Source organism: Algoriphagus confluentis (genome assembly GCF_036245625.1).
In the GTDB taxonomy this organism is placed as follows: Bacteria; Bacteroidota; Bacteroidia; order Cytophagales; family Cyclobacteriaceae; genus Algoriphagus; species Algoriphagus confluentis.
On record NZ_BTPD01000003.1, the window covers coordinates 100549 to 124835 of the forward strand.

At 44.8% G+C, this 24287-nt stretch carries 18 protein-coding genes; 10 read left to right on the forward strand and 8 right to left on the reverse strand.

Annotation, left to right across the window (positions count from 1 at the left end; all coding sequences use genetic code 11):
- The first annotated feature begins 132 nt into the window (after positions 1–132).
- Positions 133–2907: a carboxypeptidase-like regulatory domain-containing protein gene (locus tag AAA943_RS05170; protein ID WP_338223165.1), complete on the forward strand. Its 2775-nt coding sequence runs from the start codon at positions 133–135 to the stop codon at positions 2905–2907.
- 85 nt (positions 2908–2992) lie between these two features.
- On the opposite strand, the gene AAA943_RS05175 is transcribed toward AAA943_RS05170, so the two are convergent.
- The 6 genes from AAA943_RS05175 to AAA943_RS05200 form a co-directional block, all read right to left on the reverse strand.
- The gene (locus AAA943_RS05175; RefSeq protein WP_338223166.1) at positions 2993–3295 is read right to left on the reverse strand and encodes a hypothetical protein; all 303 of its coding nucleotides are present in this window, start codon (positions 3293–3295) and stop codon (positions 2993–2995) included.
- 3 nt (positions 3296–3298) lie between these two features.
- Entirely contained in the window at positions 3299–5113 is a 1815-nt protein-coding gene (locus tag AAA943_RS05180) for a C1 family peptidase (RefSeq protein WP_338223167.1), read from the reverse strand.
- A gap of 268 nt (positions 5114–5381) precedes the next feature.
- Positions 5382–7475, reverse strand: coding sequence for a M28 family peptidase (locus AAA943_RS05185; RefSeq protein WP_338223168.1), 2094 nt, complete (start codon positions 7473–7475; stop codon positions 5382–5384).
- Positions 7476–7703: 228 nt separating this feature from the next.
- Complete coding sequence (locus AAA943_RS05190) at positions 7704–9005, reverse strand: amidohydrolase family protein (RefSeq protein WP_338223169.1); 1302 nt, start codon at positions 9003–9005, stop codon at positions 7704–7706.
- Positions 9006–9025: 20 nt separating this feature from the next.
- On the reverse strand, positions 9026–10417 hold the full coding sequence (locus AAA943_RS05195) for an amidohydrolase family protein (protein WP_338223170.1): 1392 nt from the start codon (positions 10415–10417) through the stop codon (positions 9026–9028).
- A gap of 11 nt (positions 10418–10428) precedes the next feature.
- Positions 10429–12120, reverse strand: a complete 1692-nt coding sequence (locus tag AAA943_RS05200) for an amidohydrolase family protein (protein WP_338223171.1) — start codon at positions 12118–12120, stop codon at positions 10429–10431.
- Between the two features lie 226 nt (positions 12121–12346).
- Between AAA943_RS05200 and AAA943_RS05205 the strand changes: the two genes are divergently transcribed.
- The 5 genes from AAA943_RS05205 (at position 12347) to AAA943_RS05225 (ending at position 18242) form a co-directional block, all read left to right on the forward strand.
- Positions 12347–12709, forward strand: coding sequence for a response regulator transcription factor (locus AAA943_RS05205; RefSeq protein WP_338223172.1), 363 nt, complete (start codon positions 12347–12349; stop codon positions 12707–12709).
- A 5-nt stretch (positions 12710–12714) separates the two neighbouring features.
- On the forward strand, positions 12715–14289 hold the full coding sequence (locus tag AAA943_RS05210) for a hypothetical protein (RefSeq protein WP_338223173.1): 1575 nt from the start codon (positions 12715–12717) through the stop codon (positions 14287–14289).
- Positions 14282–15742 (forward strand): glycosyltransferase, encoded by a 1461-nt coding sequence (locus AAA943_RS05215; protein ID WP_338223174.1) that lies wholly within the window; start codon positions 14282–14284, stop codon positions 15740–15742. The genes AAA943_RS05210 and AAA943_RS05215 overlap by 8 nt, the downstream gene beginning before the upstream one ends.
- Before the next feature lie 88 nt (positions 15743–15830).
- Positions 15831–17060 carry a YaiO family outer membrane beta-barrel protein gene (locus AAA943_RS05220; protein WP_338223175.1) on the forward strand — a complete coding sequence of 410 codons (1230 nt, stop codon included), beginning with the start codon at positions 15831–15833 and terminating at the stop codon, positions 17058–17060.
- Positions 17061–17075: 15 nt separating this feature from the next.
- Entirely contained in the window at positions 17076–18242 is a 1167-nt protein-coding gene (locus tag AAA943_RS05225) for a hypothetical protein (protein WP_338223176.1), read from the forward strand.
- 5 nt (positions 18243–18247) lie between these two features.
- Here the strand turns inward: AAA943_RS05225 and AAA943_RS05230 are convergent, their stop codons facing one another.
- On the reverse strand, positions 18248–20200 hold the full coding sequence (locus AAA943_RS05230; RefSeq protein WP_338223177.1) for an LTA synthase family protein: 1953 nt from the start codon (positions 20198–20200) through the stop codon (positions 18248–18250).
- A 130-nt stretch (positions 20201–20330) separates the two neighbouring features.
- On the opposite strand from AAA943_RS05230, the gene AAA943_RS05235 reads away from it, so the two are divergent.
- The 4 genes from AAA943_RS05235 (at position 20331) to AAA943_RS05250 (ending at position 23591) form a co-directional block, all read left to right on the forward strand.
- Positions 20331–20873 (forward strand): class I SAM-dependent methyltransferase, encoded by a 543-nt coding sequence (locus AAA943_RS05235; RefSeq protein ID WP_338223178.1) that lies wholly within the window; start codon positions 20331–20333, stop codon positions 20871–20873.
- Positions 20874–20882: 9 nt separating this feature from the next.
- A complete protein-coding gene (locus tag AAA943_RS05240) occupies positions 20883–21131 on the forward strand; it encodes a DUF3253 domain-containing protein (RefSeq protein WP_338223179.1) in 249 nt (82 codons plus the stop codon).
- A 35-nt stretch (positions 21132–21166) separates the two neighbouring features.
- Complete coding sequence (msrA, locus tag AAA943_RS05245; RefSeq protein ID WP_338223180.1) at positions 21167–21751, forward strand: peptide-methionine (S)-S-oxide reductase MsrA; 585 nt, start codon at positions 21167–21169, stop codon at positions 21749–21751.
- Positions 21752–21923: 172 nt separating this feature from the next.
- The gene (locus AAA943_RS05250) at positions 21924–23591 is read left to right on the forward strand and encodes a DUF6909 family protein (RefSeq protein WP_338223181.1); all 1668 of its coding nucleotides are present in this window, start codon (positions 21924–21926) and stop codon (positions 23589–23591) included.
- Positions 23592–23822: 231 nt separating this feature from the next.
- Here the strand turns inward: AAA943_RS05250 and AAA943_RS05255 are convergent, their stop codons facing one another.
- Positions 23823–24275, reverse strand: a complete 453-nt coding sequence (locus tag AAA943_RS05255) for a nuclear transport factor 2 family protein (RefSeq protein WP_338223182.1) — start codon at positions 24273–24275, stop codon at positions 23823–23825.
- Between the last annotated feature and the right edge of the window lie 12 nt (positions 24276–24287).

The following is a 24287-nucleotide window of genomic DNA, read 5'->3' on the forward strand; positions in this document are numbered from 1 at the left end:
ATTTTAAACGAGTGCTCATTTGCGGACAGCACTTTTCAAAAAATGGACATGAAGCGAATTCTTATAGGCGGTAGTGGTAATTTTTAAAAAAGGATTAGTTTTAAACTTTAGCCAAAAAAAATCTAATTCCGGATGCGGTTTGGACTGATTATAATTTTTCTGTATTCATCCTTCCTTCTAAAAGCTCAAACCATCTCTGGAATTGTGACGGAAAAGGGATCAAATAAGCCACTTCCCTTTGCCAATGTCTTTATCAATAATTCAACTTTAGGTGCAGCTACCGATGAGGAGGGGAGATTTTCTATATCCGGAAATCTCCCGGAAGAATTCGAACTGGTCGCTTCCTTTGTTGGTTTTGAAACCCGGTCCGTCGAGATCAAGAGAAAAGGAAGGCAGTCCATTGTGCAGAATTTTGAATTGCTTTTCCTTGAAGATCAATTGTCTGAAGTTGAGTTGAAAGCTAAACGGGATAAAAGCTGGGAGCGAAATCTCAAGCGATTCAAAGAAGTGTTTTTGGCTGTTCCGGATGATCCTTTCGGCCGAGATATTGAAATATTGAATCCTTGGGTAATCGATTTTGAGACTGTAAAACCGGAGAAAGGCTTCAATTACACCAAGGCATCGGCCCGGCAACCCTTGCAATTAGAGAATAGGGCTTTGGGGTATCGAATCGATTTCTATTTGCAGGATTTTAGAATGCTCCGAAATGCCTCCCGATTTTTTGGGCAGGCTTTTTACCAAGAACTTCCTTCTGAAAATGCCTTGACTGATTCCATCTGGATGAGGGAAAAAGAGCTTAATTATCGAAACTCAGTCAGGCATTTAGTCATGTCTATTCTTTTGAAAAATTCAGGTGCGCAGGGATTTGAACTATACACGGCTAATCCAAAAATCCCTAAGGAAGATCGTACCAATGATTTTTATTATGAATTGAACAAATCTATCGTTCCAGTCAAGTTAGAGTTTGTCTATGTGAAGCCTTTGGGAAATGGGACTTACCGGATTTTTCTTCCGGAGAGGGTGGAGGTTCACCATTTGACTAAACCTTGGCCAAATGACTATTACACCAATATATACCATGCCATTTCATGGATAGTGGCTCCCTCCGGACATTTTGATGTGGACCAGAAAGGCACACTTTTGCATCCTACACAATTGGTCCTCTCCGGATTTATGGGCAGGCAGCGCATGGCTCGTTCCCTTCCTTTGGATTTTATTCCCAATGTAAATTTTTCCGGCTTTTTGGATGATTTTCAGGTATTTCAAAATAGGCATATCATGTTGAACAACCTCCGTGAAAAACCTTGGCTGAGTACCAATAAGGCCTTTTATTATCCAGGTGAAACCCTATGGGTAGGTGGGAAAATGCTCTACCAAAACGAAATCAAGCAGGACACACTCAGCCGTGTTCTTCATTGGGATTTGATGGATGAGCGGCTGAATACGGTTCAGTATGGATCCTTTCCCATTCAGAATGGAAGAATTTCAGGGGGACTCTTGCTTTCCGACACCCTGTCCAAAGGGAATTACCTCTTGAGGGCTTATACCCGATGGAGTATGAATTTTGGAGAAATGGATTATTTCAGGCTCCCATTTCCAATTCTGGATATCCACGAAATGCTCGAAGCCAATGTCGTGGAGGAGGAGGAGGGGCTTTTCGGGGATATTCAGGTGGCTGCTCGGTATTCCCTTAGCGATTCACTGAACTACCGAGTCCTTTCACTTGAGTTAGATTTTTTGGATGAATTTGAAAATCAGGTAGAATCGGAAGTCCAACTCACAGCCACAGTAGGTTCCTTGCAAATGGAGGTAGAGCCTCAGTACCGTTTGGAAAAGGCTATGGAGTGGCTGGATAATCCCTTGAAAGAGTCTTTTGACACTGATTTGCCTTATCCGATAGAATATGGGGTTTCTGTGTTGGGTAAATTTTTTCCGAACAAGAGAAGAGATCCCTTGGCAGTTCCAATAACATTGGTCAAAGGAGATTTGGAAGATTATGGGCAAGTGTATTCGGATTCCTCAGGAGTATTTTGGGCGAGTGGGTTCCAATTTGAAGATTCTGCACAGATTGCCATTGCCGCATTGGATCAAAAGCTCAGGCCTTTTGGAAGAGTGGAACTTGTTCCTTGGGTAAGACCCGGATTTCGTGGTTCTTTTTCCAAGGCTTCCTATCAGGTGGTACTCCTCCCCAAAGCGCAGGAACCATTAATGGATTTCTTCGGAGATTACATTCTTTTGGAGGAATTTGTCAAAGAATCGGATAAAGAAAAAGAAAGCCAAGCTGAAAGAAATTATGGGTATGGTGATCCCAATCAGGAAATTGGGCCCAAAGACTTGGAAACCAAAACCTGGGCAGAAATTCTTGGATTACTCCGATTCAATATTAATACCCTGAAGTTTCGAAATTATACTTTCGGAGAGGTAACAGGTTCTCCTTTATTGATCATCGACGGAAACTCCATGCCCTTTTTAGACCCTTTAGAATTCCGGGAAAGATTACTCAGTTTTGAGCCTTCCCAATTGAAATCGGTCAAGGCCTACAATGACAATATTTCCAATGTGGTTTTTGGTATGGCTGGTTATTCGGGTGTTTTGATGATCGAAACCAAAAATGGCTCACGAATTGGTCCTGATTCTTATAAAAAGTTTAATTCGGAGGGATTTCAGATTTTTCCTGTAGCCGGATTTACTTCTTTTCCTGCCTTTTCCAATACTCCTCCCAAAGATCAATACCTCAAACCCAAAGCTACACTCTATTGGAACCCGATGATAAAGGTTGAAAATGGCCAATTCCAAACGCTTATTTATGTTCCATACGGGACCGATCAGATCCAGTTGAGAGTGGAAGGGACTAGTTCTGAGGGGCAGCCCATTTACCGACTCATCCCACTCAAGCTGGATCGATAAATCATTCTTCAGGAGAGTAATTGGAAAAAAAGGTGTTGCAAATTCTGCAACACCTTATTCTTTTGGAAATAATCAATTTCCTGGCCTACGTGACTTCAACAGTTACTTTTTTCTCTTTGGCTGGAACTCCTGATTTTAAATCAATTATAGAAGAAATGAGTGTTCCTTTACCCGGTTTTTTTGCTTTTAGGGTATAGATACATCCATGTGTTCCTTCCATATCCAGACCTTCTTCTTTTTCCAGAGAAATGAAGTCTGGCAAAAGGATTTCCGGTCTCATCATGAAAAACTCACGAGTCAAAGGATGGGTCACGGATTGCATCCGGTAGGTTTTTCCCATCTCCAAGATCAAAGAATCAACAGTATCTAAATCAAAGTCTACTTTCATAATTTATAGTGTCCAGACCAAACGGAGTTTTGCAGAGGAGTAGCGACGAAGGAAAGCTACATTATCCGAAATGACATTCCACCAGATATCAGCCTGATTTCCTCCGGAAAGTGCCAGGGAATCCAGGTTGTAGGTCCAGGAAGAAGGAATATCTATGGATTCCTTGTATTTGAATCTACTTCCATCTGAATTGTAAACCTCAAGATAGGAAATATGAAGCTTGTTGCCGGACTTGGCATGCACGAGCATCTTGAAGGTTCTTCCCGCATTCGTTTTGCCTACAAAAACAGCAAAGTTCAATAGATTCGAATACACCGAAGTGGTGGACAAATTCATGGTGCTAATATTGGCGTGATTTAGTCCGGCCAAATTGTAGCCGATACAGGCTTGCGCATTATTGCGAGGCACCAAATAATGGACCCCTGCCCGTACTCCTTGCCACCAAAAGTCTGCATTGGTACTTGTCTCTCGTCCGGTATCCAAGTCACAAAGGTAAGAGCTTCTGATAATCAAGGCACTTCGCGTGAGATGCAGACTTCCATTGGCATTGTAAACGCGGAGATTTCTCAAGTAAAGATTGTCTCCGGCATAGGCTTCCGCTACGGCAAACCTGCCAGAGGAAGTCTTGAAGAATACTACTGCTGCCCGTAAAGCTGCCCTGCTGATTTTGGTAGTGTTGTAAGGGGCCAAAGCCAGTTTTCTTGGTAGTGGATTCGGTGGAGCTGCCGGTACGGTGCTGTGTACTACAAATCCGTATTTGGCGCAAGCCCGGATAAAGTTGTAGTGAAAATATCCGTAACCATTATGTCCCCAAGTGGCTCCCCAGCTGTTTTTGACAATGAAATACTGCTCGTTCCTGTTGTAGCCGACAATCAACATGGCATGTCCTCCGGGGTTAGCTGGGCTGCCATCGCTTTTCAGGAATGGGTCCAGAATATCATTGTTGTCCTTATCATCCCATGAAGCATGGCAACCAAAGACAATATCATAACCCTGGAATAGGAGGGCTTCCAAGTAGCGGGTATTTTTGATACTCTCACCCACCAAGCCTTTGTCCTCAATGATCTTATAACTTCCAATGCCGAAGGATTGATTGTTTACCGCTGCCTGTGGTGGTCCGTAGGTATTGTTGGCCACCATATTATTGATGGTAGTTTGATTGGAAATGTAAGGCCATTGGCTTTCCAGGCAGACTCTTCCGTTGCTTCTGGCCAAGAAAGGTGCACCATCGGTGGTCTTAAGCCCATTGTCCTGATTGTGAGGGCGGTTTAGAAACTCATTGAATTTGTAGTGGGTGTATTGTTCAGAAAGGTTGTCTGAAATATGCGGAAAAGCCTCCAATACGGCCATGCAAGCATGAGAAACGCAGGTACCCCTTCCGCCTTGGTCTTTGACCGGTGATTGATTTACTCGATGGTCCACCACTTCAGGCATATTGGCAATCAAAGCATCCGCTTGGATACTCACAGGGTTCAATAATCCGGAATCCACTGCGTAGTAGCTTTGAAAGCTGCTCATTTCTTCATCAATGGGTTCTGCGGACTTTTTGTCTGCTGCACTTAGTTTTGGTACATAATCAAAATCATCCGGGCTGATCAGAGAGATTTCCCTGAATTCAAATCGGGTTGACAGCTTAAATGAGGCTGGATCCAAGTCCAACACACCCGCATAGGATCGGGGCGTCTTTCTCATAGCCTTGAATACAAAACGATTACCGATTTTTTGAAATCTCTCATTCAAATCGGTGGCTGAAGAGGCTATTTTCGCTTTTGCTTTGAGTGCGTCTAGCTCTTCCTTTTTAAGGGTTGTTTTTGCCATTTTTTTAAAAATTTAGGTTAAAAGAAAATATAATTAAAGCCTTTGTGGGGCTGAAAACTCAAGAAAAATCAAGTAAGCACTTGAATAAAAGTAATTTATATATCGGATAAGCGCAAGTTTTTGATCGGTAAAAACCAATCTACCCATTTATCTCACCAATTGGTCCAACTCTCCTGACTTGGACCAAGCTTTGACTAGTCAGTTGCGAAGTCTATAGCTATTCAAGGTCGAAAAAAATCCGCGAAGGGTGATTTCGCGGATTTCTGTTTTACTCCATGAGTTGGGTCAGTTTATCGATCTTTTTACTAAGATCTAAGATGGCTTTTGCGTATCGACTATCCCATTCTTCCAGTCGGGAAGTGTTTTGGATGGCCACTTCATATTGAATACCCGGGAGTATCCAAGAAGCATAGCCTGAGAAAGGATCATTGCAGACATAAAGAGACTTGTACCATTCCCCGTAATACATTCCCTTTGGGTCGATCCAGCTTTTTTCCAAACCGATCAGGCCTTTGTTGATTTTATTCAGGTTTTTTTCGGGCAAGGCTTCCTCATTCAATGCTTGGTGTAGTTTGGATTGATAGGCCTCTGAGGCTTGCTCCAATCGGGAAAGGGCAGCCGCGACTTGATCAAATCCTTGAAAGCTTGGGTCTATAGTCTGTACGTTTTTTACCGCTTGTTCAAAATGGCCTTTTAGATCTTTGGCATATCGGGGTACATCGTAGGGAATGACCGCAGCATTGGCCTGACGGATAGCGACCAAACCGAATACTTGGGCCACAGCTCCCCCCATTTTGAAGCTGGGGTCCGAGAATTTGGAATAGTAATGAAAGTTGTCGTAGTTGGAGTGGTAAGCAGTGACTCCGCCCGAGCCTCCACTGAGTGAAGGGACTCCCACATGCATGTAAAAAGCAATATGATCAGATCCTCCACCCAGGTTTCCGATTCTGGGCTCTTCATTTTGTCCTGCCCAAATTTCAAAAACCGTCTTGGCAGAATCAGGGTACATCACCTCTTTGGAAGCATCAATGATCAACTTTTTCAAAGTGGGAGCGGCTGAAGCGCCGAAATTTCTTCCGGAAGCGCCTCCGTCAAAATTCATATAGGAAATAGCCTTGGCACCCAATTCATCTTTGAGATGTTCCACCCATTCTGTGGAGCCGATTACACCCTGTTCTTCTGCATCCCAATGACCAATTAAAATGGATCGGGATGGCTTTTGTCCGTTTTTATACAACTTGCCTAAGGCCTCGGCAAACGTAAGGAGCATGGCTGTGCCCGAATTGGGATCCGTCGCACCAAATGACCAGGCATCGTAATGAGAACCCAAAATAATCCATTCATCCGGAAAGTCCTTGCCCACAAATGTCCCCACGACATTATTGGCACGGATAAATTCCGGCTTTTGGTCCACCATGACCCGGACTTTTAGTTCTTCACCACCGGTGATGCGGTATTTAAAATCAAATCCACCCTGCCAAGCTTCCGGGACTTCTGAACCGGTCATCCGGCTCAAGATTTCTTTGGCAGCACCGTATCCGATCGGAGTCACAGGGATGGTATGAAAATCCACCGTGGCAGGATCATCTCTTTTTATCTTTTTTGGTCCGTCCAGAGGCAAAGCAGGTCTGTTTGGAGTAAGCGGGTCTCCGGTGAAATCCAAAGTAAGCATGGAGCCTCTTTGGATTGTGTTTTCATTATAATAAGGCCCATTGGGATAGACATCCCCTCGGGTAAATCCGGAGTCTTTTGGATCTGTGTAGACGACCAAGCCGATCATGCCATACTGCTCAGCATACTTGGCTTTGTATCCGCGGAAATTGCCTCCGTACCGGGCGAGGGCAATTTTTCCTTTGAGATCAACTCCCATTTCGGCGAGTTTTTGAAAATCCTCCCGGGTTCCGTAGTTGACATAAACTACCTCAGCGGTCACATCTCCACTTCCCGAGAAAGCATTGAATCCCAAGTGAAGTCTTGGATCATCCGAAAATGGGTCTTCATCGATTTTGCCTTCTTTTTGGGAAAGGGTCATCTGTACCGGAGAAATGATCTGAAGTTCAGATTTGCCGGGGTGATTGGGAAGATAGACATCATAAGGCCACACTCGCACCGCCATGCCGGCATCGGCCATTATTTTGACCATATAGTCTTTGACCAGTTCGTTTTCCGGAGTGCCGGCGATGTGCGGGTTTTTTGTCAGTTCCTGCAGGTGAATTTTAAATCGATCAAAAGGAACTGCATTGAGGTAATCCAGTTCAAATTTTTTCTGATCGGCAAGTTGGGAGGGGAGAAAGCCGTCCTGAGCGGAGACATTCCCTAAAAAAAGGCTAAGAGCAAAGGCTGAGAGTATTCTTTTTTTCATGTGGGGGATTGGAAGATTATAAAATTGTAAAATTGAAAGATTGAGGATGGAGAATCAAAACTTCCGAGTGCTGACTCTCTCAGCTCAATTTAGGCCTAAATTTTTTTCTTAGGGGTATAGATTCATTTATTGTTGGGCTGCTGCTCATGGAATTTTTCAAACTTCTAATGTTCGAATCTTTCTATTAGAAAAAAAGCCACGGGAACTTGTCCCATGGCTTTCTGAAAATCAATTTGCTTTAAGACCAGGAGACCTTTCGAGGAATTCCTGATAAAGTCGGATGTGTCGATTGGAAAGAGGAATTCTGTATCCATCGATGAATACGTGCATAATTTGTGTTCGGGTTTCGAAAGGATCCCCCGTAGCCACTATCAGATTGGCTCGTTTTCCTACTTCCACAGATCCATAATGATCGGCTATTCCCATGATTTCGGCCGGATTGATGGTGACGGCTTTCCAGGCTTCTTCTTTACCGAGGCCATAGGCGGCAGCGAAGGCAGCATGGAAAGGCAGATTGCGGACATTTTCTTCTTCATCTGTCCTCAGTGCTACTTTTACTCCCGCTTTGGCCATTTTACCGGCGTTGGCATAGGCTGCATCGTATCGATCGGATTGGCGTGTAGGCAGATCCTGTACGGGCCCGGTAATCACCGGGATTCCCGACTTTGCAAGGTCTTCGGCTACTCTCCAGCCCTCAGCTACACCGGAGAAAATAACTCGGATATCTTTGTCTTTTACCCATTGGATGGCATTTTGGATGTCTGATGCCGCATTGACTTGGACGAGTAGGGGAAGCTCTTTGGCCAGTACTTTGGATAAGTGCTCCATCTCTGGATAATAGTGAAGGGTAGCACCGGAATTTTTCAACTCCAAATAGTTTTTGGCATTGTTCCAGATTTCATCGGCTTCTTTCATGGACTTCTCTGCCTCTTTTTTGATGTCCTCATCTGATCTCCGGTCAAAGCGACCTCTTCTACCAGAACTTGGGAAATTCATCACCACGGCCTTGAAGCCTCCATACATTTGGTCAGGTGTGTAGCCATTAAGATTGATCAAAGCGGCTGTGCCAGGGAAAAGTCCACCTGTAGGGACTGCCAAGACGGTAGTGACGCCAGAAACGCGTGTCACTCCGATTGCCTCTGCATTGGGGTTTATTGTGGTCAGGGCCTGCATGTTGGGAGTTACGTTTCCTATTTCTGCATAGTCCACAGTTTCCGGGACAGAACTTACTTCCACCATACCCAATCGGGTTCCGCTATCGATCATTCCCGGATAAACAAACATTCCGGTACAGTCAATGACTTCTGCATCTCCTGCAGAAAGATTTGCTCCTACTTGGGTGATTTTTCCATTTTCTACCAAGACTGAGGTATTGGTCAAAGTACCCTTGGTAATGGTCACCACAGTAGCATTTTGCAATAGGAATTTTCCCGAGCGGGGCTTTACAAAATCCCCGTCAATCTGAGCTAGTACTACTAATGGCATCAAGGCCAAAAGCAGGGTGTAGATAGTTTTTAGAATATGATTCATTTGCTAGTCTTTTGGGGGAATTAATGATGATGTTCTTCCAAAAATGCGCCTTGGAAGGCTTCAAAATAGGCATCTACATCCTGCATGCACCGGTGAGCTTCTTCGTCAGCCCGAAGGAAGATTGGTTCTACCATTTCTGTGGCGGCGACTAGTTGACGCTGATCGTCTTTGTCCTCCTGGATGTCAAAATACTTCACGCCGTCCACGAATGTCATCTGGGGTACGGCATAAGAAGATAAAGGATGTTCTTCGAAAATGACCAAATCTGCTTGTTTTCCCACCTCAATAGAACCGACTTTGTCATCGATTCCCAGTTGTTTGGCAGGATTAATGGTGATCATGGCCAAAGCCTCATCATCGGTCAGCCCTCCGTAGCGTTGCGTTTTAGCTGCCTCGTGGTAGAGGTGACGGATCAATTCTGCAGAATCGGAATTGATGGAAGTGATGGCACCGTTTCGATGAAGGATGGCTGCATTGAAAGCGGTAGAGTAATACACTTCAAACTTGTATGCCCACCAGTCTGCAAATACAGAAGCACCCATGGTATATTCAGCGATTTCCGGAGCTACTTTAAATCCCTCGTTGGTGTGTTGGAAGACCAATTTCTTGATACCAAAGTCACGGGCTACGTTGATGAGCATGTAGATTTCATCTGCTCGGTAGGAGTGGCAATGGATGATGATTTTTCCGTCCAGAATATCTGCCAAGGTCTGAAGCCTCTCGCTGTAGGCTGGAGGAGGGGTAGTATTTCCTTTTTGGGATTTGGCAGAAGTGTAGGTATCCCAGGCTTTCTTGTACTGAATAGCCTCATTGAATCCATTTCTAAGGACCGCTTCTACACCCATTCGCGTCCTGGGTTGGATTCCGTTTCCTCTTCCATGAACTCGGGTTGGGTTTTCTCCCAGTGCGAATTTGATGGTTCTTGGGGCGTCCTGCATGATGATATCTGCAGGATCTTTGGCACCCCATCGGTGCTTCAGTGTGGCATTTTGTCCTCCCACTACGTTTGCTGAGCCATGCATCGCATGGGAGATCGTCACTCCACCGGCGAGTGCCCGATAGATTCCCACTTCAAAAGGATTGACTACGTCCTTCATTCGTACTTCTGCAGTGATGGGAGAGGAGGCTTCATTGACCACATCGAGTGCGACATGGGAGTGTGCATCGATGATGCCCGGCATAAGGTACTTGCCGCTGGCATCTATAGTGGTCACCCCAGAAGGTGCAGATAGATTCTTTCCGATTTGTTTGATGATTCCATCCTGAACCAAGACATCGGTGTTTTCCTGATTGCCTTGGGTGACGGTGAGGACGGTTGCGTTTTTAATTAAAACACTTCCTTTGGGAGTCTGGGCCTGTGCATTCCATCCTAAGCCCAAGAAAGCAGCAACGATATAGATTAGCTTTTTCATTCTTTTCATTATTAAAGGCTTGGTGAAGCTAGCTTGGCGGTGAGGGGAAATGAGCCAAACTGTGCGATAGACATAGTTCCATCCATAGTAGTTCCGTTGATTTCTCCCGATACAGTTACAGTAATATCCGTCCCTCCCGCATTCACATCAAACTCAAATGTGATTTGATTTCCATTTACACTGATGTTTTTCACAGGTGCTTTTGCTTTTCCGGAACCGGAAGGATCGTCGTAAGTGATGCTTCCCTGATAGCCGGCACCTTCTTGGGTAAATTCTAATTCACCACCTGTGCTTCCTGCGGGCGATTCTGTCTGATATTCCCAAACTCCGGCGATCGAAATACCTTCTCCTGGCTTGGTGGTTCCATTGCCATTGCTAGTCTTCTTCTTTACTTCGTAGTCAAAGATATACCCATCAGCTACAACGTGCTTGATTTGAGCATCTTCGTTGAAAATGGAATCTGTACTCACGATGAAATTGGCCAGTTTTCCTTTTTCGACTGAGCCGGCTATTCTGGATATTCCCAAGATCGAGGCCGCATTGGTGGTTAATGCGGCTAGAGCAGCTTTTTCACTCAGGCCGTTTTCTATCATGGTCCTAAGATTCTTCAGTGCGTCTCCGGATTTTGCCCCGGATGTGGAAAAAGCAAAAGGAATCCCCGCGGCCTCCAGCTTGGCGGCCTGCTTGAGCACGGCCTCATAGGCTTCCTTGACCCGGGCATATTGGGCTTGGGTTGCATCAGTCACTCCATCTTCTTTTTGTGCCTTGATCGCTTTATCGTCCGGCAGTGACAACTGAACCAATACCGGAATTCCTGAACTTTTTAATACAGGAATCAGGTGCTCGTAGTTTTCCAATCCAGTCAGGATCAAATTGAATCCCAACTCTTTTTGCAGAGCCATAGCTCTTCTGATTTCCAATTCCTTGGGAGCTTCGAATATTACCGGGATTTGTTTTTGAATGACTGGCGCCATGCCCGATTGAGTAGGGGTTACTTTTGGGCGGGTCACTCCTGCATTGGAAGCAAAAAGGGATTCGTGCTCGAGGGCCAAAGTTGAGTTTTGGTAAACATCCCTGAATTTAGCCATTACTCCTGAAGCAGTGGCAGGGTACATTCCCCGAGATCCCCGGAAATTGGCGGCCATAGCTGTATTTGCACGGATCAAATTGGTGGATTTGCCGTCGCCTAGAACAAGTATTGCGGATTTACCGGGAATCATTCCTCCGTCGGGAATCAAATGGGATATTGTAAATCCGGCTTTTCTCCAGTCATCCACCTCGCTTGAGGCTGGGTCAAACTGATCTACCGCAGTTCTCCACGGCGTGATACCGGCCAATTCATCAGGAGGAGCCGAGGAGACAAAATCTTTTGGCTTCTCGGGGTCTTTTGGTTTGGTAATGCCCATGCTTCCTGCACCGTCGATAAAACCCGGGTAAATGAAAAGTGAATCGCCGGGGATCACTTGGGTTCCGGCAGGAATGGAAATCCCAGAACCAACACCCAATATGATTCCATCTTTGAACAATACTGTGGATTTGGTACCCGGCTGACCAGGTGAGGGAAAAAGCGTAGCATTGGTGATCGCATAGGTTCCGGTGACTCTTCTTTTTCCAGTCGGATCGCTTTGAGCGTTAGCAGATTGGATGAAAAATCCCGCAACCAACAATCCCAGCAAACCCGCTTTAAGAAATGATTTTTTCATTCGATTGATTGGTTTTCTTCAACTAGCAAGCTACTAAATGACCTTAAACGAACCATTGAGATTTTTTTTTTAAAACTTTTTTTTTGACTAATGGCTGAAAACAGAGCTTGAAATACGATTTTTTAAATGTAAGATCAATGTGCAGTGGCTGTCCCTTATTTGAGCGGTAGAAACCTGTTTTTGGTACAATTACCCTGCTATATTTAGGGTTGTTTTCACCCCCGACATGACAAAAAAAATCCTAATAATCGAAGACGATCTTCTGATTTCGAGTTTGGTTCAGTTTAGGTTGAAAAAGGATGGTTATGATACCCACCTGGTCAAAGATGGCAATGAGGGAATTGACGCTATTGATTCCGTCAACCCTGATTTGATCATCACGGATGTGATGATGCCCTTCCGCAGTGGAATTGAATTGATTCACCATGCCAAGAAGTTCAGTCCCAAGACTCCCATCATCGTACTCAGCTCACTGGGCGACGAAGAAAATGTGGTTTTGGAGGCTTTCAATCTTGGAGTATCCGATTTCATTTCCAAGCCATTTAATCCAAACGAACTTGCGATTCGAGTGAAAAGAATCCTATCTTAAGCTTAATGAAAAAAGCTTTTCTCGGCCTCCTTCTTCTTTTCTGCCTGATTTGCGGAAGAGTCTCCGGTCAGGATGTGGATTTTCTTTCCTCCTATCCCAATCTTGAGGAATTTCTGATTGTCCAAGAAGCCATTCCAGGCCTTGGTTTTCAGGTTTATTTTCCTCAAAAGCAAGATGAAAAAGAAGACAGTTTGCTTTTGGGAAAGTCTTGGTTGCCTTTGATGAGTACAGACAGCGGCAAGCTGACCACTCTGTCCACTGAGCTCGCGCTCCTGCAGTTCCTACCCGACACTTCCTCCCAAGTCTATGCATTGGTTTACTCCGTCTATTCTTCACCCACCACTAGGGATGGGGCAGAAGAGTACCTTTCTACTTTAATTCGAAATCGGGACTTTTTCCCCAAAGACAAAGAAATTCTTCCCGAATCAGACTGGGTTGCCCTGGCGTATAAGGTGCGCTATTCTCCTTTTTTCAAGAATGCCTTTACCTATTTTTTAGACTTCAAATTGATTGGGGTAACGTTTGTTATTTTATTTTTCCTTGCCTCAGCCTTTTTCATCATCGTTTTTATGCTGATCTACAAATCACGGAAAAACAAAAAGGAAGAGCTGATCAAAGAATATGATCAATTGGTGGTAGACCCGCTTACTACCTTGCTGTTTGAAAAGGAAATCGAAGAAATAGAAAAGATGGGGGATCAGGAGATCAATCAGAATTTCAATGAATCTCTACTTTCCAAGCCCCTCTATCAACAAGTGCTGATTTCCCGGATCATCGGTCTCAACAAAAAGATGAAGGGGGAATTTAAAGGAAAGCTCAAAGCACTGTATATAAGGACGGGGCTTGTGCAGGTGACGATGCGAAAGCTTCGATCCAAAAAATGGCATCAAATCGCGGAAGGTCTGGTGGAAGTCAACGAAATGGATTTGCGTGAATTGCTTCAGGAGGTCAAGCGATTTACCAATTCCTCCAACTATCATGTTCGATCTCTTTCAGTTGCCGCTCTACTCAACCTGTCCGAAAAATCCGATTTATCTTTTTTGCGGGATCAAACCTACCCGCTTTCCGATTGGCAACAGATGAATTTCCTAAGAATCATCCGATTTGTGGATAATCAAAGGCCTTTGAATCTTTCCATGCTCTTTGACTCCAAAAATGGAAGTATCCGAATCTTTGCCATTCGATTGGTGAGGATGTTGGGAAAAACGGACCTCATTGGAGAATTGTCGAGACACGCTCACTCCATGAACGATGAGGAGAAAATAGAGACCCTGAAAACCTATCAGGAATTGGGAGCTCATATGGAAATCGACTTCATCAATTCCTGCCTCGGTTCTACCCGCTCCGAACTGTTAATACCTGCAGGCAAGGCAGCCGCCATCTTGGGTAACGAGGAATCAGTCCGGCTGATTAGGAGACTTTTGGAGGAAAAGAAAGATTTCCGAACCCAACGTGTTTTGCTGAATAGCTTAAAGGAATTGGACCAAGGAGAATTTGAGTACCTCGTGGCCTCTTCCCGGGATGAAGATTTCAAGAGAATCGGTGATCACCTCAAAGACCCACTTCTAGCCCATGTATAATTTTCTGTTTTATTTCATTCTGGAACTTTTCGGCTGGTTCTTTTTGGCAGTCAGCTTTTCGGTGATTTTGGTTTACCTGATCATGATGGTACTCAGTACGTTGGAAATGAGGGATTATCTTCGAAAAAACCGCTTTGCTGACTACGGAGATATTGTCACTTCTCAGATGGCACCCGGTGTATCGATTTTGGCCCCGGCATACAACGAAGGCAAAACTATCGTGCAGAATGTTCAGAGTTTGCTCTCACTTCACTACGGCAAATTTGAAGTAATTCTGGTCAATGACGGATCAAAAGATGATACCCTTGAAAAGCTGATTAGTCATTTTGATCTGGAGCAGACAGACTATGCCTATTATCCGGAGATTGAGACCATGCCTGTCAAAGGAATCTATCGATCTTCTAATCTCTCCTATCGGAGGTTGACCGTCATAGACAAGGAAAACGGAGGCAAGGCAGATGCATTGAATACAGGAATCAATATCGCTGGAATGGAGATTCTGGCCTGCATTGATGTGGATTGTATATTGGCTAGCGACTCCATTTCGAGGATGGTGAGGCCATTTATGGAAGAGACCAATCGCAAAGTAATTGCTGTGGGAGGGGTAATTGGGATTGCCAACAATTGTGACGTGACAGACGGTACCGTCACCCACTATCGTGTGCCTCAGTCCCTTTTGGGAAGGTTTCAGGTGGTAGAATATTTTCGGGCATTTCTTATGGGAAGGATGGCTTGGACCCGAATCAATGGCAAGTTGATTATTTCCGGGGCCTTTGGATTTTTCAGGACCAGTTTGGTCCGAAAGGTAGGAGGTTATTTCCCGAAGACGGTGGGGGAAGACATGGAATTGGTCGTAAGGATGAGAAGATACATGGAGGAAGCCCGGGTTCCTTACCGAGTTGCCTTCGTTCCCGATCCGCTCTGTTGGACAGAGGTGCCTGAAAGCGAGGATGTCCTGTCCCGTCAGCGCAATCGGTGGATGAGAGGGACGATAGAGACCTTGCAGCTTCATCAGAAAATGAGCCTCAATCCCAAATACCATACCATTGGAATGATCTCCTTCCCATTTTGGTCGGTGTTTGAAAAAGCGGGTCCCATCATCGAAATTTTGGGGGTGATTTATACCTTCATTTTGGTTTATCTTGGAGATTTTAGTGCCATTTACTTCTTTGCCTTGCTTCTGTTGATGTACTTGCTTTCTATTCTGGTATCCTCATTCAGCATTCTTTATGAGCAAATTGCTTTCAATAACTACAAAGATAAAAAAGACCTCAACAGGTTGATATGGACCATTATCATCGAACCGTTTACCATCCATCCGAAGGTGGTCTGGTGGGGACTCAAAGGTCACTGGGACTTTATCAAAGGAAAAGGGGGCTGGGGTTCGATGATTCGAACAGGATTCAAAACTGCAGAAGACAAGAAAGCACTCCAATCCTCGACCACATCATGAAAATCCAAGAAGGACAGATTCCTCAAACCATGCCCTTTAGGGCACGACCAAATCCCTTGGGCTATATCCTTCAAATTTTAGAGAACGCATGATTTACATAAAAAACCGGCTCTTTCTTCTCCTACTCTTTGGCATGGTCTACCCAGCCAGAGCCCAACAGTCCCAAGATCCAGATGAACTCCTAGTCCAATCCCGGAAATTGATTCTTGAAGGCAAGTATCAAGAGGGAAGAATGATTGCTTTTCGGGCTTTGGAGATTTCTCCTAGGTATGCGGATATTTTGATTTTGGTAGGGAGAAGTTATGCATGGGAAGGAAAAAATGATTCGGCCAATATCTATCTTGAAAGGTCTATTCAAGTATCTCCCGCCTACGCAGATGGGTATTCAGCCTATCTGGACAATCTGATGTGGGCAGATCAACTGGATAATGCAGAATCAATCCTCCAAAGAGCCAAATCCAATTTCAACCCTTTACCGGATGAATTAGCCTACCGGGAATCCCGAATAGCCTATTTCCGGGAAGATTATGACCTAGCCTATGATTTGGTAGACCCGCTTTTCAAAAAAGGATATAAGCAGGAAGGAATGCTGGGATATGTACAAAATCTTCAGCGGCTCCGAAGGACCAACGCTGTGGGGGCTACCTACGACTACGATACCTTCTTTGGTGATATTTCTCCATGGCATACTTGGTCAGTCTATGGCCGCAGCCGAACCCAACTCACCGGGGCCTTGATCGCAAGAGTCACCCAATCTCATCGTTTTGACGGATTTGGCACCCTGTATGAATTGGATGCTTATCCTTCTATCGGAAAAAATGGCTATGCCTATCTCAATATCGGTGGCTCCGGAGCCACTTTTTTTCCAAAACTTAGGTTGGGGGCTTCCTACTACCACAATCTGCCCAAGGCCTGGGAAGTCGAAGGGGGCTACAGATACTTGGGATTTACCGAGGTGACACACATGATTACCGGTTCGGTAGGAAAGTATGTGGGAAATTGGTGGATCAATTTCCGATTTAATGTGATTCCGGACGAAGCGGGTACAGGTACTTCGGGACAGTTGCAAGCTCGATATTACTTCAAGACCGCAGAGGACTTCTTCAGCCTTCAGCTGGGTACAGGTGTGTCTCCTGATGAAGAAACCCGCGATCAAAGCCAATTGCTCAATTCTTACCGAATTCGTCTGGGGTATCAGCAGCTGATTTCACCCAGATGGATGATCTTTGGATTTACGGGCTGGAGTAGAGATGAATTGGGAGAAAATAATGTCCGGAATAACTTCAACCTTTCCCTTGGTACAGAATACAGGTTTTAGGATTTGCCCACGCCCATGAGAGAAGAAGTAAAAGTATACTTTCGCAGACTGACTCCCTTGCTTATTCTGTTTGTGGGCTTTCCGTTGCTCAGTTTATTGATCTGGAGATTTTCTCCTGAAAAAAACCTACAGGTAATCTTGGTAGATAAAACGGTTCCCAATCGGGAATTTAGAGAACATACCGGAGTGGTTTGGGCGCTAAATCACGGTAAATTCAAGAAGGCTAACGGAGAAGAGTACTTGGTGGACCAGGATTACTTTGGTTTTTTTCCCGATGAAAACAAGGAAAAAAAAGGGCAGATACTAGATCTTGAAGGCAAATCAACAGATGAAATCAGAGAGAAGGTTTCCGAATCTGATTTGGTTTTTATAGCTGACACCTATGGTGTCTACGAAAGTGATTTTTCCCCCGTTCAGCAGGAAAGAAAAATCTATGGAGGGATGGGCAAACCGGAGATTGAACTCATTCGTCAAGCCAAGGATCAGGGAAAATACCTGATAGCCGAATTTAACTCGATGGCATCTCCCACCCCTAAATCCATCCGGTCTGAGTTTGAAAATCTGATGGGGGTAAAATGGACAGGGTGGATTGCAAGGTATTTTGATGAGCTCAACCCAGAAGTCAATCCGGAGATCCCTCTGTGGCTGGTGGAAATGTATTCATTTCAGGAAAAAAAATGGACTTTTTCTGGTTCAGGTATGGTATTTATCCGGGATTCCGGAGAGGTGGAAGTCTTTGTCCATGGGCTTGATTATCAAAATAAAGTGCCCTTAGTCCGCACGCAAAAAATCAACAAACACGGGTATAAATTGCCTCAGGTGATTCCCTATCCCGATTGGATGGATATCGTGCTGGTAGAGCGGGATTATCAGGTTATTTCCTATTTTGATATCGACCCCAGTACGCTGGGATACGAGCGTCTTAAAAAAATGGGTTTGCCCCGGTTTTTTCCCTCGGCAGTTTTCAGGGAAATCAGCGGGGGAAGGCAATACTATTTTGCAGGTGATTTTTCGGATATGGATCCCGACTTGGGCTATCACACCTTTGCCGGGCTGCCTACACTTTGGAGAGGTTTCTACGTGACGGCTGACCATACCAACAGGCATAGTTTCTACTGGAACTATTTCCAACCCCTGTTGGATCAGATTTTTGATGAAGCTGCAAAGAAAAAGAAGCCCTGATTCGTTTACAGCTGAGGAGGAAGTAGTTTTCTGGTTTGCACGGTGTAGGCATTTTTATTTTTGAAATCCTCAAACTCTCCATTCAGCTGATTGAGCATGTTGCTGTCTTCAATCTGATCAATATTGAGTCGGTCACTGATTAAAAAAAGCTGTCCGTCGGAAAGGAAAAACTCCCCGCTAAGATAGTCCACCAGTTGATTCTTGTTTCTCATCAAAGGCATGGCAATCTGAGAGCGGAAAACTCGCGAAGTATCCAGCACCTGTCCCTGCCAGATGAATTCCTGAGGGAGATCGATACCCGCATTTTTTTCCAAAAAAGAAAGAATGCTCGGAGTGACTTCGAAATGACTGCTGATCCCTTTAAAAACCTCCGCAGATTTAATCAAAGGAGAATAGATCAACAAAGGGACATGAAACCGGTCAAGCCTTGAAGACATGGGGATTTCCGGGAGGCGATGATCACCGGTGATGATGAAAATGGTATTGGAAAATTCAGGTCTTTTCTTGTATTCCTCAAAAAACATCCGAATGGCATCATCAGCATAAAGTACAGTCATGTAGATGTTTTTGTAGGCCTCATATTCAGGGATTCTGTCAGGGCTGATCTGAAGGTAATTTCTCAAATGGGAAGAGAATTTCTGCTCATAAAAGGCCCTTTCGGGCACAATATAGGGGTCATGGGAAGTCTGGGTTTGGAAAATTCGGATTTCAGGACCTGATTTTTCAGCAGGTAATTTTTGTAATCCGTTTTTAAACAACTCCTTGTCAGAAAAACCCCAAGAGAAACCATTGGTAGAAGGGGCTTTTTCAAATCCGGGAAGAAAAGTCGATTCATCTTCGAGCTGATCCACTTGCTGGTATTCCAAAAAATCACCCTCATGGTCAAACTTCCGGTCCGCCCCGATGAAAAACCGGGCTTTATAGCCATTGTCTCTCAATATACTGATCAAAGTCTGATGGTAGGGGAATTCGTCGTAGAGCTCAAGAAAACCCTTTTCCCCAAAGGGCAGTCCAGCAAATATTCCGGGTAGGATACCGAAGGTTCTTCCCGTGGAAGAAATGGCATTGGTCCAGGTCAAGCTGTGATTTTCGAGGGAATCCAGAAAAGGAGTAAAACTGCCCAGATAGGCACCTTTTCCGGAATAGGCCTTTCCAAAGCTTTCTGCCAAAATAAAGACCAAGTCGGGAGGAGAGGAAAGCGAGTCGAAAAAAGGACTCAACACATCAGGATAGGCTGCCTGATGCGCAAATGGAAACTCATCCCTATTGAAGGTTTTCTTTACTGCAAGGTCCTCATTTCCGCTTCTCAGATAAAAATCAAAGTAGTACTCTCCGCCATAAACCAAGTAGTCAAAGGTCTCTTCTGCCAAAAACTTGGATTTATTCAGTTGGATGTTCTTTCGGATTTCATTTCCCTCATCCAACTCAAACCCGGGAGAAAATCGAAACAAAAGGATAAAGATTAGTAATCCCCCAGTGATGAGAAAATAGGTCTTTAGGGACAATCGAGTCAATATCACTCCCAAATGAAGCAAACTCAAGACAAACCCAAAAAACACCACTCCCAGTCCCAGATTCAATGCATTGAGCTGACCTGAGGCTTTGACAGTCAATAGCATGTCATTTAGATTGTAGGCAAAAAGATCTTTTCCAAGGGGTAGGAGGGTCTTGGAAAAATAAAATACCAAACCAATATGGATAAGGAGTACCAGCGTCAAGATAGTTTGGACCAGGATCTTGGATAGGGTCACCGAGAAAAGACTCCACAGGAGATGGATAATCAACAAAAGTCCAAGAAAATAAAAGACCCAACCCAAGTCTTGAAAGAAGCTGACCACCAACAGGGAGGTAGGGTCAAATTCCAGGACATGAGATTGGAACACTACCTTGAGTTCGGCAACCCGGAGAATGAGCATCAACAAGAGATAAACCCAAGCCATTCCCCAAAAAGTCCTCATGATTTTTTCTAGCTTCGCAGGGAGTACAGAGTGAATTTGAGCCTTTTGGGCCATGATATTTTTTGGGTGAGTGAATCTATGTCGGAAAAGTAAAACAAATTCAGGTATCTTCGAAGGTCATTAGTCCATTATGAGTAAAAGAGATTTATTGTTGGAATTGTATTCCAATTTGGGAACAACGGGAGCGGTAACTTTTAGCTCCAAATCCCTTGTAAAAAAAATGCTTTCTTTCACCGATCTCAGCGAGGCAGAGGTGATAGTAGAATTGGGAGGAGGGGATGGAAGCATCACCGAAGGCATCGTCAGCCGAATGCCATCTTCCGCTCATTTGTTGGTCTTTGAGATCAATGAATCCTTTTGCAAAGCGATGAGAAAGCAATTTCCGGGAGAAAACATTCAGATTATCAATGATTCAGCCGAAAACATCCATCTCTATCTGATGGGCAGGAAGGCAGATGCGATTTTCTCCAGTCTTCCATTCAGCCTGATTAGCAAAGAGGCAACTGACGCCATTCTGACCCATTCCAAAAATTCCCTGACTCCAAAAGGTAAATTTGTCCAGATTTGTTATTCTTATCTGCTGAAAAACCTTTTTTCCAAGTATTTCACGGAGGTTCAGGCCCGTTTTACCTTAAAAAACTTTCCTCCGGCCTTCGTGATGACCTGTCACTGATGTCTGCCCATGGATATTTTAAAATCGGCTATTTTGGATTTTTGCAGGAGGAGAAAGACCTCCTCATTTTGTCCTTCTGAGGTAGTCCGATCCATGTACCCGGAGGATTGGCGGCTGTTTATGCCGGATATCCGACAGGCTATGCTCGAACTATACCGGGAGGGACATATAGTGGTGACCCAAAGGGGAATTCCGGTTTCCCTTCATGAACCTCCCCAAGGACCTGTCAGAATTTCAAAAGTTCAAAAACCTAAGTGAGGAATTAGGTGTTTGTTTTTAAAGAAAAGGTCCCTATGGAAAATGATAAACAAATTCCCACAACTCCGGCCGCTACAATTCCCGGATTGGAAAGTATTATTTTGGGAGGTGGCTGTTTTTGGTGCACCGAGGCTGTTTTTCAGCGCCTCGAAGGAGTAGAAAAAGTCCTCTCAGGCTATGCAGGCGGAATCACCGAAAACCCAACCTACAGACAGATTTGTACCGGCACTACGGGGCATGCTGAAGTGATTCAGGTCTTTTTTAATCTGCAGAAAATCAGTCTGGAACAACTACTGGAAGTGTTTTGGGCCACCCATGACCCTACCACACTCAACCGGCAGGGAGCCGATGTAGGACCTCAGTATCGATCTGCCGTTTTTTACCTGAATGAAAAGCAAAAGGAAACCGCAGAACGGATAAAAAAAGAGCTCAATGAAGCTCAGGTCTTTGACTCTTCGATCGTGACTGAAATTAGCGCCTTTACCAATTTTTACCCTGCTGAAAACTATCATCAGGATTATTACAATCTGAATGGGATGCAGCCGTATTGCCAATTTGTGGTAAGACCCAAAGTGGAAAAGCTGAAGAAGTACTTTGCCGATCGGATGAAAAAAGCTTGAGGAATCTGCCTTTATCAAAATCTTAATCTTGCGTGAATTTTGGGTTTTCGGCACCCAAATTGGCTGAAAATGCCTAAATTCGCCGAATTTTAAGTGTTTTATTCCAAGGTTGAATAAGCTCAACCGTCCTGTTTTTCAAAACCTCCTGATCGATCCAGAAAGAGAATCTGATATGAAAAGAACGAGAGCACAAGAATCCAGAGCCGCCATCGAGCGATTGTACATCACCATGAGACACCTTTTCAACCGGGGCAGCTATAAACCCATGGGCGTATCCGGAGAGGGATTGGTGCAAGCCTTGATGGTTTTGAGCCCGGAGATCTATGGTTCTCTTTCCGATCAGGAAAAGGTGGAGCTGGATGGCTTGCTTTACGTGATGGAGCGATTGCCCAAAGGAATCGAGGAGTGTCGCTACGTTCGACTGATCAGCAGGGAAGGCTACGAGACTTCCCATTTGACTCCTTTGGTACCTCCCAAGCGTAAGCGGAATTGCTATCGTCTCGATGAGGAAATCATGTATGTGGAAATGACCCGGGGTAGGTCGGATATTTACGACATTCTGACCCATTTGACTTTTCTCTACATCGAATCAAGAAAAATCGCCCGCAACAGTACGGATCCAAAAGGAAGAATCTCTCCCAACTGGAAAATGCTGGAGGATTTTGTGAAAAAAGAAAAAGCTGGAGAAGAATTGGATGCGGAATGTGCTTCATCCTACCTAAGCCATATTATCGGGAGAACCTTTGAGGAGACCCTGCTTGCGGTGCGCAAGTTTTCCAAAAGCTCCAATTCCAATAGCCTATTTTCCATCGTCTATCACTTGGGCAAGCTCGCGATGGAGGAGACCACCCATGGGATGGATCGGGAGATCAGCTTCTCAGCGACTTTGAGAGAGCGCATCGGACACCATGTCTATGGGGAAATGTGGGCTAATCGAATCAAGGCTACTCTGTTGGGTAAAGGACTGATTCAGCGGCCTATTCATATCATCTCAGCGAATCTCCACAGTGTACTCAACACCGTTTATTCCCATCAACTATTGGGTTCGGATAGCTTTGAAGCAATCGAGGAGGTGGCTACTTCAATTTCAATCGGAGCAAAAAACCATCCCGGGAAGAAAATCCAAGATTACGCAGAGAAGCATGGATTCATAGACCTGCCTGATGAGTCCGGAACCAACATCGGAGTTCAGATTATCGATACCGCACATCTGGAAAAAGACACGCTTCTCCCGGGAGTAAAATTACCTTCAGAACCCAGCAAAAGGCCTGTTTTTGTGGTGATGGACTATGCCTTTGGTGAGCAGGCCTATGAATGCTTTGATGAGCTCTTGAAACCCTATTCAGAAGGGAAGAAGAAATATCCGCTCAATGTGGTTTCGACCTCCATCATGGGGAAAGCCGGAATTCTCCACGGGGGAAAGGGCGATTTGATGGTGCCGGATTCCCATGTTTTTGAGGGGACAGCGGACAATTATCCTTTCAGAAATGAACTGAAAAAGGGGGATTTTGAAGGGTATGGGCTGGGAGTTTATTCTGGAAGTATGATCACTGTTTTGGGGACCTCCCTTCAGAACCGGGATATCCTGACCTATTTTATGGAGTCTTCCTGGAAGGCGGTTGGGCTGGAAATGGAAGGAGCCCATTACCAAAAAGCCATTCAATCCGCCTCCAAAATCAGAGGTAGCATCAAGTCCAACGTGAAGGTACTCTATGCCTACTATGCTTCGGATAATCCTCTGGAAACCGGAAGCACCTTGGCCTCAGGCGCTTTGGGCATGGATGGGGTGAAGCCGACGTATCTGATTACGTATAAGATTTTGGAAAAACTTTTTCAATGATCAATGATCAATGATCAATGATCAATGATCAATGGCCAATGATCAATTTTCCAATTTTCGAATCTTTCAATTTGGTTTTATAGAAGTTCGTCAGTATTCTATTCAGAAGTTTAATTGAACAAGGAAAGCCGATTCTTGGACTTCTTCTGTCTTCCGTCTCCGGTCTCCCAGCCCAAAAACAGAGGAATATTCGTCTATTGGAATAATTGTGTACAATCAGATTTATCAATCTTAAATCTCAACCCGGGTGGAATGCAGCATATCCAGTCTCCAGCCTTCCGGAGTACGTACTGCAGTGGCGCTTTCCAGCCAATATAATTCCCGGATGACCTCTCCGTCTCTTGAGATGGTCGCATAGTTGTGGTAGGCAATCCAGGCACGGTCTCCTTCGATCACGGTTTTGATATAGTCAAACCGATTGGTGCGGACGGAGGGATTGGGGTTGCTTTTTGCCCGGCTGAGGTAGCTGCGGACCATGTCCATATCCCAGACTTCTCCCTGCTCGAGTAGTAAAAAGTCTTCGGTATAGAAGGATGTCAGTTTTCCTTCGTCGAATTCGGAGAAAATAGCATCGAAAGAGTTTTGGATCAAAGCCTCAAGCTGGGCTTGGTCTTCAGGCTGAGTTTGGGCTAAAACCGATAGAGAGAAAAGGAGGGAAAAGGAGAGGAGTAGGGATTTGAGCATATTTTGAAAGGA

Coding starts and splice junctions, on each gene's coding strand:
- AAA943_RS05205 (WP_338223172.1), top strand. CDS start 12,347: ATGACAAAAAAAATCCTAATAATCGAAGACGATCTTCTGATTTCGAGT.
- AAA943_RS05200 (WP_338223171.1), bottom strand. CDS start 12,120: ATGAAAAAATCATTTCTTAAAGCGGGTTTGCTGGGATTGTTGGTTGCG.
- AAA943_RS05225 (WP_338223176.1), top strand. CDS start 17,076: ATGAGAGAAGAAGTAAAAGTATACTTTCGCAGACTGACTCCCTTGCTT.
- AAA943_RS05215 (WP_338223174.1), top strand. CDS start 14,282: ATGTATAATTTTCTGTTTTATTTCATTCTGGAACTTTTCGGCTGGTTC.
- AAA943_RS05220 (WP_338223175.1), top strand. CDS start 15,831: ATGATTTACATAAAAAACCGGCTCTTTCTTCTCCTACTCTTTGGCATG.
- AAA943_RS05255 (WP_338223182.1), bottom strand. CDS start 24,275: ATGCTCAAATCCCTACTCCTCTCCTTTTCCCTCCTTTTCTCTCTATCG.
- AAA943_RS05250 (WP_338223181.1), top strand. CDS start 21,924: ATGAAAAGAACGAGAGCACAAGAATCCAGAGCCGCCATCGAGCGATTG.
- AAA943_RS05210 (WP_338223173.1), top strand. CDS start 12,715: ATGAAAAAAGCTTTTCTCGGCCTCCTTCTTCTTTTCTGCCTGATTTGC.
- AAA943_RS05175 (WP_338223166.1), bottom strand. CDS start 3,295: ATGAAAGTAGACTTTGATTTAGATACTGTTGATTCTTTGATCTTGGAG.
- msrA (WP_338223180.1), top strand. CDS start 21,167: ATGGAAAATGATAAACAAATTCCCACAACTCCGGCCGCTACAATTCCC.
- AAA943_RS05170 (WP_338223165.1), top strand. CDS start 133: ATGCGGTTTGGACTGATTATAATTTTTCTGTATTCATCCTTCCTTCTA.
- AAA943_RS05190 (WP_338223169.1), bottom strand. CDS start 9,005: ATGAATCATATTCTAAAAACTATCTACACCCTGCTTTTGGCCTTGATG.
- AAA943_RS05180 (WP_338223167.1), bottom strand. CDS start 5,113: ATGGCAAAAACAACCCTTAAAAAGGAAGAGCTAGACGCACTCAAAGCA.
- AAA943_RS05235 (WP_338223178.1), top strand. CDS start 20,331: ATGAGTAAAAGAGATTTATTGTTGGAATTGTATTCCAATTTGGGAACA.
- AAA943_RS05185 (WP_338223168.1), bottom strand. CDS start 7,475: ATGAAAAAAAGAATACTCTCAGCCTTTGCTCTTAGCCTTTTTTTAGGG.
- AAA943_RS05230 (WP_338223177.1), bottom strand. CDS start 20,200: ATGAGGACTTTTTGGGGAATGGCTTGGGTTTATCTCTTGTTGATGCTC.
- AAA943_RS05240 (WP_338223179.1), top strand. CDS start 20,883: ATGGATATTTTAAAATCGGCTATTTTGGATTTTTGCAGGAGGAGAAAG.
- AAA943_RS05195 (WP_338223170.1), bottom strand. CDS start 10,417: ATGAAAAAGCTAATCTATATCGTTGCTGCTTTCTTGGGCTTAGGATGG.